Consider the following 12,774-nt stretch of genomic DNA (forward strand, 5'->3'; position numbering starts at 1 on the left):
CATAAAAAGTCCTGCCTTGGAAACGCCCGTGATGTCCCTCGACCTCTTCGCCGCCCTCGTCGGCTTCGCCTTCGTTTCGTCGGTGACGCCGGGTCCCAACAACATGATGCTTTTGGCATCGGGGGTGAATTTCGGCTTCCGCCGCACGGTGCCGCACATGCTGGGCATCGGCTTCGGCTTCGCGTCCCTGCTGCTCGGTGTCGGTTTCGGGCTCGGCGCCCTTCTCGCGGCCTTTCCGGCACTTCATCTCGCGCTGAAGGTCGCGGGGGGCGCCTACCTGCTCTACCTCGCCTGGCGCATCGCCACGTCGCGAACCCTGGCGGAGGCCGGCAGCGCGTCGCAGCCGATGTCCTTTGCATCCGCCGCCGCCTTCCAGTGGGTCAATCCGAAGGCCTGGGTGATGGCCGTGACCGCGATGGCGATCTACACGAGCCCGGAAGCGCCCGTGCTGTCGGTCCTGCTCGTGGCGGCGGCTTTCGCGCTGGTCAACCTGCCGAGCGTCTCGGTCTGGGCGGGCTTCGGAACCGCACTGCGCGGCTGGCTTTCGGATCCGGCGCGGCTGCGCTGGTTCAATCTCGCCATGGGGCTGCTGCTGGCCGCCACGCTCTGGCCGATGCTGGCCTGAAGACCAGTCCAGCCCCCGCGTGCTGGCGACGCCATGCCGGACCGTGCTAGTCTTGCCCCGGGAGGCCGCCGCATGCTCGACCGGATATCTTTGCCCCGCATCGTCGGCGCGGCCGTCGCCTTGCTCGCCGTGCTGCTCGCGGTCGGCTGGGCGATGCGAGAGGATCCGGCGACCAGACCCTATCTCAGGATCCTCGGCGGCGGCTTCATGTTCAACTACCGTGTCGCCGAGGTCTTCTACGGCTTCACCGCGCTGGTCGACCGGCCGTTGCCGACGGGCTCGATCATCGAGGCGGCGTTCGAGGATCCGGCCGGCGGGCAGAGACATGTGGTGCGTACGCGCGTCGGCACGGATTCCAACCGGTATGCGCTGCGCTCGCCGCCGGTACGCGGCGTGGAGGCCGGCCGGCCCTACCACGTGGACATCCGGGTGCTGGACCGCACCGAGACGCAGCTCCTGTGGACGCATGACCTCGTGCTCAGGAGCCGCATCAGCGATAGGGTGGTGCCGCAGCAGCCGCTCACGGTGGGACCCGGCTATGCGCCAAACCCGTCGAGCGGCGGCTGACCGGAACCGGGAGGACCTTCAATGGCCGGACATCACGAGCCTCACCATCATCACCACGACGGCGATGATCATGACCATGACAACCATCTCGATCCCATGGCCGCCCGGGTGCGTGCGCTGGAGACGATCCTCACGCAGAAGGGCCTGATCGATCCGGCCGCCATCGACGCGATCGTGGAGACCTATGAGACGAAAGTGGGTCCGCGCAATGGAGCGCGCGTGGTCGCGAAGGCGTGGAGCGATCCGTCCTTCGCCGACTGGCTGCGGCGCGACGCGACGGCCGCCATAGCCTCTCTCGGCTATACGGGCCGGCAGGGCGAGCACATGGAGGCGGTGTTCAACACGCCTGACACGCACAACCTCGTCGTCTGCACCCTGTGCTCCTGCTATCCGTGGTCGGTGCTCGGCCTGCCGCCCGTCTGGTACAAGGCGCCGGCCTACCGCAGCCGGGCGGTGATGGACCCGCGCGGCGTGCTGGCGGAGTTCGGTGTGACGCTTCCCGCCGACAGGCAGGTGCGCGTCTGGGATTCCACGGCCGAACTGCGCTACCTCGTCGTGCCCGAGCGGCCGGCGGGCACCGAAGGCCTCGACGAGGAGCGGCTGGCCGATCTCGTGACGCGCGATTCGATGATCGGAACCGGCCTCGCACGGTCGCCGGAGGCGGCATGAACGGGCCGCAGGATCTCGGCGGGCAGATGGGCTTCGGGCCGGTGGCACCGGAGATGGACGAGCCTCTTTTCCACGCGGCCTGGGAACGACGCGCGCTGGGCGTGACGCTGGCCGCCGGCGCCATGGGCGCCTGGACGATCGACGAGAGCCGGCATGCGCGCGAGAGCCTGCACCCTGCCGACTACTACGCGTCGAGCTACTACGAGATCTGGACGAAGGCGCTGGAGCGGCTGCTCGTGCGGCACGGCTTCGTCGACGAGGACGAACTGGCGCAGCGCAAGGCGCTCAGGCCGGGTGCCGCGCCGAAGCGCGTGCTTACGGTCGCCGACGTCGCGCCCGTGCTCGCCCGCGGCGGCCCCTGCGACCGGCCGGTCGCGGCGCCACCCCGCTTTGCGCCCGGAGACCGCGTGCGGACGAGGAACATCCACCCCGTCGGCCACACGCGCCTGCCGCGCTACGTGCGCGGCCATGTCGGCACGGTGGAGGCGGTGCGCGGCGGTTTCGTGTTTCCCGATACCAATGCCCATGGCCGGGGCGAGAACCCGCAATGGGTCTACACCGTCGTCTTCGCCGGCCGCGACCTCTGGGGCGATGATGCCGATCCGACGCTGTCCGTCAGCGTCGATGCCTGGGAGAGCTATCTTGAGCCCGCGTGAGACGCCGAACGCCGGCCCGGTTCCCGCCGAGCCGGTCTTTGCCGAGCCCTGGCAGGCGCAGGCCTTCGCGATGGTCGTGGCGCTTCACGATGCGGGGCTGTTCACCTGGGACGAATGGGCGGCGACCCTGTCGTCCGAGCTCCACCGGGCCGGCGCCGATCCGCAGGGCCACGACTATTATGAGCACTGGGTGGCGGCGCTCGGCGCGCTCTTGGACAGGAGAGGCGTCGCCGCGGACGCCGAGGTCGACGCTCTGCAGGCGGCCTGGCAGCGCGCCGCGCACGCCACGCCGCATGGAGAGCCGATTCTGCTGGAGAACGATCCGGAGCGAGGTGCACCAAGCGACCGGACTTGCTCGCACGCGCAGTAGAAATGTTCTGCTTGTGTTCTGTTCTCTCGAATGATAGCGTTGTTTTGAACAGCGGAGAGGGCCGATGGCATTTCACGTGCGCGACCCGAAGGTGGAAGCGCTGGTCCGCAAGGTGGCCCGGCAACGCGGACTCGGGATCACGAAGACGATCCTTGAGGTCTTCGAGGAAGCTCTTGCGCACGAGCGTCCCGCCGGATCCATGAGGCCCGAGGAACTGCGAGGTCGGTTGCAGCCGCTTGTTGACCGTATTCGGGCGCTGCCCAAGACCGATGCCGTACTCGACAAGCGGTTCTATGATCGCTTGTGGGGGCAGGGGGGCGAGTGATGTATGTCGATGCGTCCGCAATGGTGGCGATCCTCATCGGCGAAGAGGACGCCGACGCTCTGACCACGCGCCTTGCCGATGCCGACGAGCGCATCTCCTCCGTCGTTTCGGCATTCGAGGCGGTCCTCGCGATGGCAGGTAAGCTTGCCGATCGGTCTGCCGCAGCGGGCGCGGTGCGGGATTTCCTCGATCTCGCGGACATACGTCTTCGCAGCGTCGGAGGTGAACTTCTCGAAGATCTGGCGGAAGCGCATGTCCGTTTCGGAAAGGGCTCCGGCCACCCCGCTCAGCTCAATATGGGCGATTGCTTTTCCTACGGCGTTGCCAAGGCGCAAGGTGTGTCGCTTCTCTACAAGGGTAACGACTTCAGTCGCACCGACCTCGCGTGACATTCGGTCCTTGCCCTTGATCCCCGAATCCTGTCTCTCGCTCTGATGGAATTCTCTCCGCAGCAGGACGCCGCGCTGAAGGCCGTGGCGCGGTGGCTGAAGGACGGCCGGCCGCAGATCTTCCGCCTGTTCGGCTATGCCGGGACGGGCAAGACCACGCTTGCGCGCCATTTCGCCGAGCATGTCGACGGGCAGGTGCAGTTCGCCGCCTTCACCGGCAAGGCAGCGCAGGTGCTGCGCTCGAAGGGCGCGACCAACGCCCGGACCATCCATTCGCTGATCTACCGCCCGCGCGGCGAGGAGGCGGTCGCCGACGAGACCACCGGCAAGACGTCGATGTCGCCGACCTTCTCGCTCAACCGGCAGAGCCCGATCGCCCGCGCCAAGCTGGTGGTCGTCGACGAGTGCTCGATGGTCGACGAGCAGCTCGGCCGCGACCTCCTGACCTTCGGCACGCCGATCCTGGTGCTCGGCGATCCCGCGCAGCTGCCGCCGATCTCGGGCGGCGGCTTCTTCACCGAACACGAGCCCGACGTCCTCCTGACCGAGATCCACCGCCAGGCGCGGGACAACCCGATCATCCGGCTGGCGCTCGACGTGCGCGAGGGCCGCGAATTCATCAAGGGCGACTACGGGACGGCGAAGGTGATCGGCCGCGAGGACGTCGACCGGGATCTGGTGCTCGCCGCCGACCAGGTGCTGGTCGGCACCAACCGGACCCGGCGCCGTTACAACGCCCGCCTGCGCGAGCTGAAGGGCTTCGAGGGTCCGCTGCCGATGGCCGGCGACAAGCTGGTCTGCCTGCGCAACGATCCTGCCAAGGGCCTCCTCAACGGCTCTCTGTGGAAGGTCATGACGGCCTCGCGCGAGACCGTGAAGCCCGGCATCAACCTGCTCGTCTCGCCGGAAGAGGACGATCCCGAGCGCGGCGTGGCGAAGATCAAGCTGCTCAAGGCTGCATTCGAGGACCCCGATGCCGAGATCGGCTGGCAGCAGAAGAAGCGCTTCGACGATTTCGACTACGGCTATGCGCTGACCGTACACAAGGCGCAGGGGTCGCAGTGGGACGACGTCGTGCTGTTCGACGAGAGCTTCGCCTTCCGCGACACGCGCGAGCGGTGGCTCTACACCGCCATCACGCGAGCGGCGGAGCGTCTGACCATCGTTCGCTAGAACCGGAGGGCATCGGTCCGAAGCTCCGCCGGGGCCGCGCCGGCGCGTCCGCGTGAGCGGCGGCGGTGTGCGGCTGGTCGCGTGACGCATGCCCTTCCGGTCCGTCGTGGCCATCCGCTGCAGCCGTGGTGGCCCGGTGCGCGGCGCGGGCGGCTGTGCTAACGGCACCGTGCCACAGTCTCGGGACCGGTCGTCGACATGCCTGCCAAGCTTTCCGTCAATCTCAACGCCGTCGCCATGCTGCGCAACCGGCGGGATCTGCCCTGGCCGAGCGTGACGGCGCTGGGCCGCATCGCGCTCGCGGCCGGCGCGCACGGACTGACGGTGCATCCGCGGCCCGACCAGCGCCACATCCGCTTCTCCGACCTGCCGGATCTGCGCGCGCTGATCGACGACGAGTTCCCGCAGGCCGAATTCAACATCGAAGGCTACCCGACCGAGGATTTTCTCGCCCTCGTCGAGCGGACGCAGCCGGAGCAGGTGACGCTGGTGCCCGACGATCCGGCGCAGGCGACCTCCGACCACGGCTGGCCGTTCGAACGGCAGGGCAATTTCCTGCGCCCCGTCGTCGCGCGGCTGAAGAAGCGCGGCATGCGCGTGTCGCTGTTCTGCGATCCCGACGCTTCGGAGCGCGAGATCGAGGCTGCGCGCGGCACCGGCGCCGACCGCGTCGAACTCTACACCGGACCCTATGGCGGTCGTCACGACGATCCGGCAGGGGCCGAGATCGAAGCGCGCAAGCTCGGCATCACGGCCAGGCTCGCAGACGACGCCGGTCTCGGTGTCAATGCCGGGCACGATCTCACGGTCGTCAATCTGCCCGGGCTCGTGCGCGCGGTCCCGCATCTCGCCGAGGTCTCCATCGGCCACGGGCTCACCGCCGACGCGCTGGAACATGGCATGGCGGCGACGGTGAAACGCTTCCTGGCGGCGCTGCAGGGCTGAGGGGCGCCCGGGGACCGGCAAGCCTCGCCCGCCGGTCCCGTCGGTCCGGAGGTTTCAGCCGCCGAGCGCGGCCCTGTTGGCCTCGATCCAGGCTCTCAGCGGCGCGGGCCTGCGGCCCGTCAGCTTCTCGACGTCGTCCGTCACGGTCCCGAGCACGCCGGCGCGTGTGGCGGCGTCGAACGACACGAGGAGCGGGACCACCGGCGCGGGAACGCCCGCGGCCTTCATTCCCCCGGCCAGCTGCTCGTCGGTGAGGTTGACGACCGCGAGCGGCTTGCCCGTCGCGGCCGACGCCATCGCCGCGATCTCGGCATTGGTGAAGGCCTCCGCGCCCGAGAGCGTGTAGGTGACGCTGCCCGCGAGCGGGTTCGCGAGATCGGCGGCGATGGCGCGGGCGAGGTCGTCGCGCTGGATATGGGCTGTCCTGCCGTCGCCGGCCGAGGTGAACCACTGACCCATGCCGATCGCGGCCGGCAGCGACATCAAGAGATTCTCCTGGTACCAGCCGTTGCGGTAGATGGCGTAGGCGATGCCGCTCGCCCGGAGCGCTTCCTCGGTGCCATGGTGGTCGGGTGCGAAGAGAACGGGATTGCCGGGTTCCGGGCTGAACATCGAGGTGTAGCCGATCCGCGAGACCTGCGCCTTCTTCGCGGCCGAAACGGCAGCGAGATGCTGGCGCAGCCGCTTGCCGGGCTCGCCCACGGTGTCGGTCGAGACGATCAGCACGGTGCCGGCGCCGGCAAAGGCCGCGGCCAGACCGGCTTCGTCATCGAAGTCGCCCGCACGGACGGTCACGCCGCGTGCCGAAAGCGCGGCGAGCTTCGAGGGATCGCGGGTAACGGCGATGAGGCGGCCGGGCGTGACGCCTTCGGCGTCGAGCAGGTGGCGGATGATGGCGCTGCCGAGCGAGCCCGAGGCTCCGGTGACGAGGATGGTGTCGGACATGCGAGAATTCCTGTTCCTGATCTGATGTGGTCTCGAAAAGAGAGTACGTCTAGAATATGCATTGACCGGCCGGCGTAAAGGAGGCATTTTTCGCTCCGGTCGTTACCTGGAGGGAACCACCATGGACGCGCGGGTCGCATCGGCACGGCAGAAGATCGAAATCTATCGCGCGGGCGTGGGTGAGGGCGGACTGGCCAACTGCCCGATCCGCAGCGTGGTGCAGAACATCTTCGGCAAGTGGAGTTCGCTGCTGCTGATGGCGCTGGCCGAGAAGCCCTACCGCTTCGGCGAACTGCGCCGTCTGGTCCCCGATATCTCCCAGCGCATGCTGACCGAGACGCTGCGCGACCTCCAGCGCGACGGCTACGTGCACCGCGAGGTGTTCCCCACCAAACCCCCGAGCGTCGAATACAGCCTGACCGATCTCGGCCGATCGATGTTCGACAGCCTCCAGCATCTGCTGAACTGGGCCGAGACCAATCATGGCGCCGTCCGCGACGCCCGTCGGTCGTTCGACGCGGACGCCGGCTGACGGTCCGCCCTTGGCGCCGCTCGACATCGGCATCTGCGGCGCGGGGCCGGCCGGCCTGGCCGCCGCGCTGCTGCTCCACCGTGCCGGCCATCGCGTCACCGTGTTCGAGCGCTTCGAGACGGCGAGGCCGCTCGGTTCCGGTCTGATCCTGCAGCCGACCGGGCTCGCCGTGCTGGCCGCGCTGGGACTCCTGCCGGAGATCCTCGCGCTCGGCAGCAGGATCGAGAGGCTGCACGGCGCGGATGCCGCGACCGGGCGGACGGTCCTCGACGTCCGCTATGCCTCCGGCCGCAACGGGCGGTTCGGCCTCGCCGTCCACCGTGCCGCGCTGTTCGGCGTGCTGCACCGTGCCGCCCGGCAGGCGGGAGTTGCGATCGAGACCGGCCGCGACATCGCCGCGCTGGACGACGCCGGAGGGCGGCCACGCCTGGTCCAGGCCGACGGCGCGCGGATCGGTCCGTTCGATCTCGTCGTCGATGCAAGCGGTTCGCGGTCCAGGCTGAAGCACCATGTCGAGACGCCCGCCGAACCTCGGCCGCTCGCCTACGGCGCATTCTGGGCCTCGCTGCCATGGCATGGCGAGGGCTTCGACGGACATGCGCTGTCGCAGCGCTACCGGCAGGCCAGCGTCATGATCGGCGTGATGCCGATCGGCCGCGTGGATCCCGGCGGCCCGGCGCAGGCGGCCTTTTTCTGGAGCCTCAAGCCCGACGAGGCAGCCGCCGTGCAGGCGCGGGGGCTCGACGCCTGGAAGGACAGGGTGCGGTCGCTCTGGCCGGCGACGGAGGCCTATCTCGCCCGGATCGACAGCTTCGAGCAGCTGACACTGGCCCGCTACGGCCATCACACGCTGCGCCGTCCGGCCGGGCGGCGGCTTGCGGTGATCGGCGACGCCGCGCATTCGACCAGCCCGCAGCTGGGGCAGGGCGCCAACATGGCGCTGCTCGACGCCGCGGCACTGGCGCATGCGCTCGACACGACCGATGATCTGGCCGAGGCGCTCGCCCGCTACTGCGCCGCGAGACGCCTGCATGTGCGGCTGTTCCAGGCCCTCTCGCTCGCCTTCACGCCCTTCTACCAGTCGGATTCGAGACTGATCCCGTTCCTGCGCGACACCCTGGTGTCGAGCGTGGCGAAGGTGCCGCCGGCACCCGCCATGCTCGCCGCCATCGTCTCCGGCATGGTGGCCAACCCGCTGCGCCGCATCGGGCTCGCCGAGCCGGACTGGGCGGTATGCGCGAGGCCGGGCGCACATCCGCCGGGCGATCTTCCCGCGTCCCCTTGACCGCCGTCGCGCGGAGCGGTAACCACGCCGAACCGTACCGTACGGTACACCTTTCGAGCCGACAGGAATCCGCGTGCCGCAGGCCGCCGCAACCGCCGCAGACGAGATCGTCACGCCCCGCCAGGGCGAGGTGCTCGACGCCGTGCTGGCGCTGCTTCTGGAGGGCCGCGACGCGCTGACCATGACGGCCGTGGCACGCCGCGCGAGCTGCTCCAAGGAGACGCTCTACAAATGGTTCGGCGACCGCGACGGGCTGCTCACCGCCACCGTGCGCTGGCAGGCCTCGAAGGTGCGGGCCGGCAACTGGGACCGCCAGCGCCTCGACGCCGACGCGCTGGCCGAGAGCCTGGAGGCCTTCGCCGCCAACTGGCTGACGGTGATCTCGTCGAAGACCTCGGTCGCGCTCAACCGCGTGGCGGTGGCGCATGCCGCCTCCGGCCGCAGCGACCTCGGCCGCATCGTTCTGGAGAACGGCCGCTTCGCCATTGGCGAGCGGCTGAAGCCGCTGCTGGACGCTGCCCGCGAGGCCGGCCTGATCGCCTTCGACGACACCGAGACCGCCTTCCGCACCTTCTTCGGCCTCGTCGGCCGCGACGTGCAGGTGCGGCTGCTGCTCGGCGACGCCATGGTGCCCTCGAAAGCCGAGATCGCGACCGACGCCGCCCGCGCCACCAGGCAGTTTCTCACCCTTTTCGGCGCGGGCCGGTCCGCGCCGCGAAAACCAGCCAACTGACGACGCAACACACGGGAAGGAAATGACCATGCGTGTCTATTACGATCGCGACGCCGATCTCAATCTCATCAAGGGCAAGAAGGTCGCCATCATCGGCTACGGCTCGCAGGGCCGCGCGCACGCGCTGAACCTGAAGGATTCGGGCGTGAAGGAGATCGCCGTCGGCCTGAAGGCCGGCTCGGCGACCGCCAGGAAGGTCGAGGCCGACGGCCTCAAGGTCATGACGGTGGCGGACGCCGCCAAGTGGGCCGACCTGATGATGATGGCGACGCCCGACGAACTGCAGGCTGACATCTACAGGAACGAGATCGCCCCGAACATCCGCGACGGCGCCGCGATCGCCTTCGCCCACGGCCTCAACGTGCATTTCGGCCTGATCGAGCCGAAGGCATCGGTCGACGTTCTGATGGTCGCGCCGAAGGGCCCGGGCCACACCGTGCGCGGCGAATACCAGAAGGGCGGCGGCGTGCCGTGCCTCGTCGCCGTCAACCAGGACCCGTCGGGCAACGCGCTCGACCTCGCGCTCTCCTACGCCTGCGGCGTCGGCGGCGGCCGTTCGGGCATCATCGAGACCAATTTCCGCGAGGAATGCGAGACCGATCTGTTCGGTGAGCAGGTCGTGCTCTGCGGCGGCCTGGTGGAGCTGATCCGCGCCGGCTTCGAGACGCTGGTGGAAGCCGGCTACGCGCCCGAGATGGCCTATTTCGAGTGCCTGCACGAGGTGAAGCTGATCGTCGACCTGATCTACGAGGGCGGCATCGCCAACATGAACTACTCGATCTCCAACACCGCCGAATGGGGCGAGTATGTGTCGGGCCCGCGCATCATCACCGCCGAGACCAAGGCCGAGATGAAGCGCGTGCTGAAGGACATCCAGACCGGCAAGTTCACCAGCGATTGGATGCAGGAATACCGCTCCGGCATGGCCCGCTTCAAGGGCATCCGCCGCCTCAACGACGAGCACCAGATCGAGCAGGTCGGCGAGAAGCTGCGCGGCATGATGCCGTGGATCTCGGCCAACAAGCTGGTCGACAAGACCAAGAACTGAGCGTCGTCCGACGTCTCGACGGGACGGGGCGCCGAAAGGAGCCCCGTTTTGCGTTCAGGCGAGCCCGCGATCGACGAGGAAGCGGGCGGCATCGACTACGCTTCGCGGCGCCGGTTACCAGAACGGTCTGCGATGCCATGTGACGATCTCCAGGAGTTGGAAAACCAGACAGTGTCCAGTTATCCCGCTCGCGCGAGAGGCGACAGCGCGGATCGGCGCTCCGAGGAATCGACAAGGAGATGGCAGGGGGCGGGAGCGACGACGCGAACGTCATGGCCCGCCGGGGCGGCTCTGCCGGTCACGGCTTTTCACGTCGACGGTGACGGCGGCGCGCCCTCCGCGGCGCGGTCCGCTGCCGTCCCTTCAAGCCTTGTACACCACCTGACGAACGTCGATGTACTCGGCCCGGAAGCCCGCCTCGCAATAGTGGAGATAGAACTCCCACAGCTTGCGGAAGCGGTCGTCGAAGCCGAGGGGGACGAGCTTCTCCCAGGAGGCCCAGAAGCGGTGGCGCCAGTCGGCCAAGGTGCGCGCGTAGTCCTGCGCGAAGACGCGTTCCTTGAGGAAGGACAGGCCCTGCTCCGCGCCGAGCGTCTTGAGCAGGCTCGGCGTCGGCAGCATGCCGCCCGGGAAGACGTAGCGCTGGATGAAGTCGGGACGCCGCCGATAGGCGTCGAAGGCGGCTTCGTTGATGGTGATGATCTGCATCGCAGCCGTGCCGCTGGGGTTCAGGCAGTCCTTCACCTTGCGGAAGAAGACGGGCCAGTATTTTTCACCCACCGCCTCGAACATCTCGATCGAGGCGATGTGGTCGTAGCGGCCGGTCTCGTCGCGATAGTCCTGCAGCTTGATCTCGACCCGGTCGGATAGCCCCGCCTTGTGGATACGCTCGCGGGCGAAATCGTGTTGCTCGCGGCTGATCGTCAGCCCGGTGACCCGGCAGCCGATCTCGCGGGCGGCGAACTCGGCGAAGCCGCCCCAGCCGCAGCCGATCTCCAGCACGCTGCTCGACGGACCGATGCCGCCGTCGCGCGCCAGCGCCCGGTACTTCGCCGCCTGCGCCGATTCGAGGTCGTTGGCGCCGGTGCCGTAGAGCGCGGAGGAATAGGTCATGCTCGGGTCGAGCCATTCGCGGTAGAAGGCGTTGCCGAGGTCGTAATGGGCCGAGATGTTGCGCTTCGAGCCGGTGCGGGTGTTCTCGTTCAGCCAGTGGCGGATCCGCTGGATCGCGGTGAGCAGCCAGTTGGCGCCGCCCGCCACTTCCTCGCCGGTCTCCTGGTTGACCACGAAGAGTTCGAGGAAGGTGGTGACGTCGCGGCTGTCCCAGTCGCCGTCCATGTAGGATTCGGCCACGCCGATCGTCCCGCCGGCAAAGGCCCGGCCGGGGAGACGCCAGTTGCGCAGTTCGACGTGGGCGTCCGGCCCCGGGGCGTTGCCGCCGACGAGGATCACCCGCCCGTCCGGCAGCTGCGCCGTGAGCGTGCCCCTGGGCAGCCGGATCGCTGCGCCGAGCACCATGCGGGCCTTGGCCGGAAGACCCCGCGTGAAAGCTGCGAAATTCTCGTCCGTGAGCCTGATCGGCTTCTGTTCGTGCGTGTCGATCGTCGTCTGCGCGTTCATCCGTGTCCGCCCTCAACTCTGCCCGCTCGGCGGCGTCTCACTCTCCCGGCTCGATGGCCGGACTGTCACGATAGCTCGCGGTCGAGGGCGCAGGTGGACTGGAGTTGAACCGCGCACCCTTCAGCCAGAGCTTGAGGGCCTCCCAGTGGATGCCCGCCATGACTTTCCATGTGAGGAGCGGAAACTGCAAGAGGCAAGCGGCGAGCGTCGATGTATCCAGAGCGCGGGCGTTTCCTGCGAAGGTTGCTGCGAGGAGGGGCTCGCGGCCCTCCGTCTCGTGAATGCGCACCCTTATCGCGCGCCCGGGCGGCAGGATGCGGAAATGGTAGCGCGCATCCATCCCGACGAACGGTGAGACGTGGAAGATCTTGCGCCGCGTCTGCCGGACCCCGGCTGCGCTGACGTCGCCGGGCTCCACCAGCGCGACGTAGGAATGGCGCTGGCCGAAGGTGTTGCGCACGCCGTAGATCAGCGCAACGAGCGCGCCCGCCTCGTCATAGGCGAAGTAGACGGACAGCGGATTGAAGACGTAGCCGAAAATCCGCGGATAGCAGAGAAGCAGGATGCGCGCGGCCGGCCGGGGGAGGCCCGCTCCGGCGAGCAGTCGGTCGGCATAGGCCCTGGCCGTCTCGCCCGGCCTCTCGCCATGGTCGCGGTCATGGAAGGAGACCATGTTCGGCCCGTTGACCGACAGGAGCGGCGACAGGCGGCCGACCTCGCCCAGCCGGTCGAGGTCGACCAGCAGCGAGAACACGGAATAGGCGAAGCGGTGTCCGAAGGGCTTCAGCCGCTGGTGCATGACCTCGCCGCGGTAGAGCACGGCTGCTGCCTGCGGCGGCGCGCCGTTCTCCGCCATCGTCGTGGTGCGCTCGCGTGGTGACATCTTTCCCCG

16 protein-coding genes are annotated in these 12,774 nt (G+C 68.6%); 13 read left to right on the forward strand and 3 right to left on the reverse strand.

What is annotated here, in order from left to right; translation table 11 throughout:
• Window positions 1-31: 31 nt before the first annotated feature.
• The 9 genes from IAI54_RS05420 (at window position 32) to IAI54_RS05460 (ending at window position 5,719) form a co-directional block, all read left to right on the forward strand.
• Window positions 32-625: a LysE family translocator gene (locus IAI54_RS05420; protein WP_187971381.1), complete on the forward strand. Its 594-nt coding sequence runs from the start codon at window positions 32-34 to the stop codon at window positions 623-625.
• 72 nt (window positions 626-697) lie between these two features.
• Window positions 698-1,192 (forward strand): hypothetical protein, encoded by a 495-nt coding sequence (locus IAI54_RS05425; protein ID WP_187971382.1) that lies wholly within the window; start codon window positions 698-700, stop codon window positions 1,190-1,192.
• 21 nt (window positions 1,193-1,213) lie between these two features.
• The gene (gene nthA, locus IAI54_RS05430; protein ID WP_187971383.1) at window positions 1,214-1,861 is read left to right on the forward strand and encodes a nitrile hydratase subunit alpha; all 648 of its coding nucleotides are present in this window, start codon (window positions 1,214-1,216) and stop codon (window positions 1,859-1,861) included.
• The gene (gene nthB / locus IAI54_RS05435; RefSeq protein WP_187971384.1) at window positions 1,858-2,517 is read left to right on the forward strand and encodes a nitrile hydratase subunit beta; all 660 of its coding nucleotides are present in this window, start codon (window positions 1,858-1,860) and stop codon (window positions 2,515-2,517) included. Before nthA ends, nthB begins: the two co-directional genes overlap by 4 nt.
• Complete coding sequence (locus IAI54_RS05440) at window positions 2,486-2,887, forward strand: nitrile hydratase accessory protein (protein ID WP_275403602.1); 402 nt, start codon at window positions 2,486-2,488, stop codon at window positions 2,885-2,887. The genes nthB and IAI54_RS05440 overlap by 32 nt, the downstream gene beginning before the upstream one ends.
• A gap of 64 nt (window positions 2,888-2,951) precedes the next feature.
• On the forward strand, window positions 2,952-3,212 hold the full coding sequence (locus IAI54_RS05445; RefSeq protein WP_187971386.1) for a type II toxin-antitoxin system VapB family antitoxin: 261 nt from the start codon (window positions 2,952-2,954) through the stop codon (window positions 3,210-3,212).
• A complete protein-coding gene (locus IAI54_RS05450) occupies window positions 3,212-3,601 on the forward strand; it encodes a type II toxin-antitoxin system VapC family toxin (RefSeq protein ID WP_187971387.1) in 390 nt (129 codons plus the stop codon). The genes IAI54_RS05445 and IAI54_RS05450 overlap by 1 nt, the downstream gene beginning before the upstream one ends.
• A gap of 45 nt (window positions 3,602-3,646) precedes the next feature.
• The gene (locus IAI54_RS05455; RefSeq protein WP_187971388.1) at window positions 3,647-4,774 is read left to right on the forward strand and encodes an ATP-dependent DNA helicase; all 1,128 of its coding nucleotides are present in this window, start codon (window positions 3,647-3,649) and stop codon (window positions 4,772-4,774) included.
• A 198-nt stretch (window positions 4,775-4,972) separates the two neighbouring features.
• Window positions 4,973-5,719 carry a pyridoxine 5'-phosphate synthase gene (locus IAI54_RS05460; RefSeq protein WP_187971389.1) on the forward strand — a complete coding sequence of 249 codons (747 nt, stop codon included), beginning with the start codon at window positions 4,973-4,975 and terminating at the stop codon, window positions 5,717-5,719.
• A 54-nt stretch (window positions 5,720-5,773) separates the two neighbouring features.
• On the opposite strand, the gene IAI54_RS05465 is transcribed toward IAI54_RS05460, so the two are convergent.
• The gene (locus IAI54_RS05465; RefSeq protein WP_187971390.1) at window positions 5,774-6,664 is read right to left on the reverse strand and encodes an SDR family oxidoreductase; all 891 of its coding nucleotides are present in this window, start codon (window positions 6,662-6,664) and stop codon (window positions 5,774-5,776) included.
• 121 nt (window positions 6,665-6,785) lie between these two features.
• Here IAI54_RS05465 and IAI54_RS05470 point away from each other — a divergent pair, with 121 nt between their 5' ends.
• The 4 genes from IAI54_RS05470 to ilvC all read left to right on the forward strand — a co-directional run bounded on the left by IAI54_RS05470 (window position 6,786) and on the right by ilvC (window position 10,262).
• Window positions 6,786-7,196 carry a winged helix-turn-helix transcriptional regulator gene (locus IAI54_RS05470; protein ID WP_187971391.1) on the forward strand — a complete coding sequence of 137 codons (411 nt, stop codon included), beginning with the start codon at window positions 6,786-6,788 and terminating at the stop codon, window positions 7,194-7,196.
• A 10-nt stretch (window positions 7,197-7,206) separates the two neighbouring features.
• Window positions 7,207-8,481, forward strand: a complete 1,275-nt coding sequence (locus tag IAI54_RS05475; protein ID WP_235679262.1) for an FAD-dependent oxidoreductase — start codon at window positions 7,207-7,209, stop codon at window positions 8,479-8,481.
• A gap of 73 nt (window positions 8,482-8,554) precedes the next feature.
• A complete protein-coding gene (locus IAI54_RS05480; protein WP_235679263.1) occupies window positions 8,555-9,214 on the forward strand; it encodes a TetR/AcrR family transcriptional regulator C-terminal domain-containing protein in 660 nt (219 codons plus the stop codon).
• Window positions 9,215-9,242: 28 nt separating this feature from the next.
• Window positions 9,243-10,262 (forward strand): ketol-acid reductoisomerase, encoded by a 1,020-nt coding sequence (ilvC, locus tag IAI54_RS05485; RefSeq protein ID WP_187971393.1) that lies wholly within the window; start codon window positions 9,243-9,245, stop codon window positions 10,260-10,262.
• A 363-nt stretch (window positions 10,263-10,625) separates the two neighbouring features.
• On the opposite strand, the gene IAI54_RS05490 is transcribed toward ilvC, so the two are convergent.
• Together IAI54_RS05490 and IAI54_RS05495 are read right to left on the reverse strand one after the other, a co-directional pair.
• Window positions 10,626-11,882, reverse strand: a complete 1,257-nt coding sequence (locus IAI54_RS05490; RefSeq protein WP_187971394.1) for an SAM-dependent methyltransferase — start codon at window positions 11,880-11,882, stop codon at window positions 10,626-10,628.
• Window positions 11,883-11,919: 37 nt separating this feature from the next.
• On the reverse strand, window positions 11,920-12,765 hold the full coding sequence (locus tag IAI54_RS05495) for a DUF1365 domain-containing protein (RefSeq protein ID WP_187971395.1): 846 nt from the start codon (window positions 12,763-12,765) through the stop codon (window positions 11,920-11,922).
• Window positions 12,766-12,774 lie beyond the last annotated feature (9 nt).

Origin of the sequence: Aquibium microcysteis, assembly GCF_014495845.1 — a bacterium.
Lineage (GTDB): Bacteria > Pseudomonadota > Alphaproteobacteria > Rhizobiales > Rhizobiaceae > Aquibium > Aquibium microcysteis.

Coding starts and splice junctions, on each gene's coding strand:
- IAI54_RS05420 (WP_187971381.1), top strand. CDS start 32: ATGTCCCTCGACCTCTTCGCCGCCCTCGTCGGCTTCGCCTTCGTTTCG.
- IAI54_RS05425 (WP_187971382.1), top strand. CDS start 698: ATGCTCGACCGGATATCTTTGCCCCGCATCGTCGGCGCGGCCGTCGCC.
- nthA (WP_187971383.1), top strand. CDS start 1,214: ATGGCCGGACATCACGAGCCTCACCATCATCACCACGACGGCGATGAT.
- nthB (WP_187971384.1), top strand. CDS start 1,858: ATGAACGGGCCGCAGGATCTCGGCGGGCAGATGGGCTTCGGGCCGGTG.
- IAI54_RS05440 (WP_275403602.1), top strand. CDS start 2,486: ATGCCTGGGAGAGCTATCTTGAGCCCGCGTGAGACGCCGAACGCCGGC.
- IAI54_RS05445 (WP_187971386.1), top strand. CDS start 2,952: ATGGCATTTCACGTGCGCGACCCGAAGGTGGAAGCGCTGGTCCGCAAG.
- IAI54_RS05450 (WP_187971387.1), top strand. CDS start 3,212: ATGTATGTCGATGCGTCCGCAATGGTGGCGATCCTCATCGGCGAAGAG.
- IAI54_RS05455 (WP_187971388.1), top strand. CDS start 3,647: ATGGAATTCTCTCCGCAGCAGGACGCCGCGCTGAAGGCCGTGGCGCGG.
- IAI54_RS05460 (WP_187971389.1), top strand. CDS start 4,973: ATGCCTGCCAAGCTTTCCGTCAATCTCAACGCCGTCGCCATGCTGCGC.
- IAI54_RS05465 (WP_187971390.1), bottom strand. CDS start 6,664: ATGTCCGACACCATCCTCGTCACCGGAGCCTCGGGCTCGCTCGGCAGC.
- IAI54_RS05470 (WP_187971391.1), top strand. CDS start 6,786: ATGGACGCGCGGGTCGCATCGGCACGGCAGAAGATCGAAATCTATCGC.
- ilvC (WP_187971393.1), top strand. CDS start 9,243: ATGCGTGTCTATTACGATCGCGACGCCGATCTCAATCTCATCAAGGGC.
- IAI54_RS05490 (WP_187971394.1), bottom strand. CDS start 11,882: ATGAACGCGCAGACGACGATCGACACGCACGAACAGAAGCCGATCAGG.
- IAI54_RS05495 (WP_187971395.1), bottom strand. CDS start 12,765: ATGTCACCACGCGAGCGCACCACGACGATGGCGGAGAACGGCGCGCCG.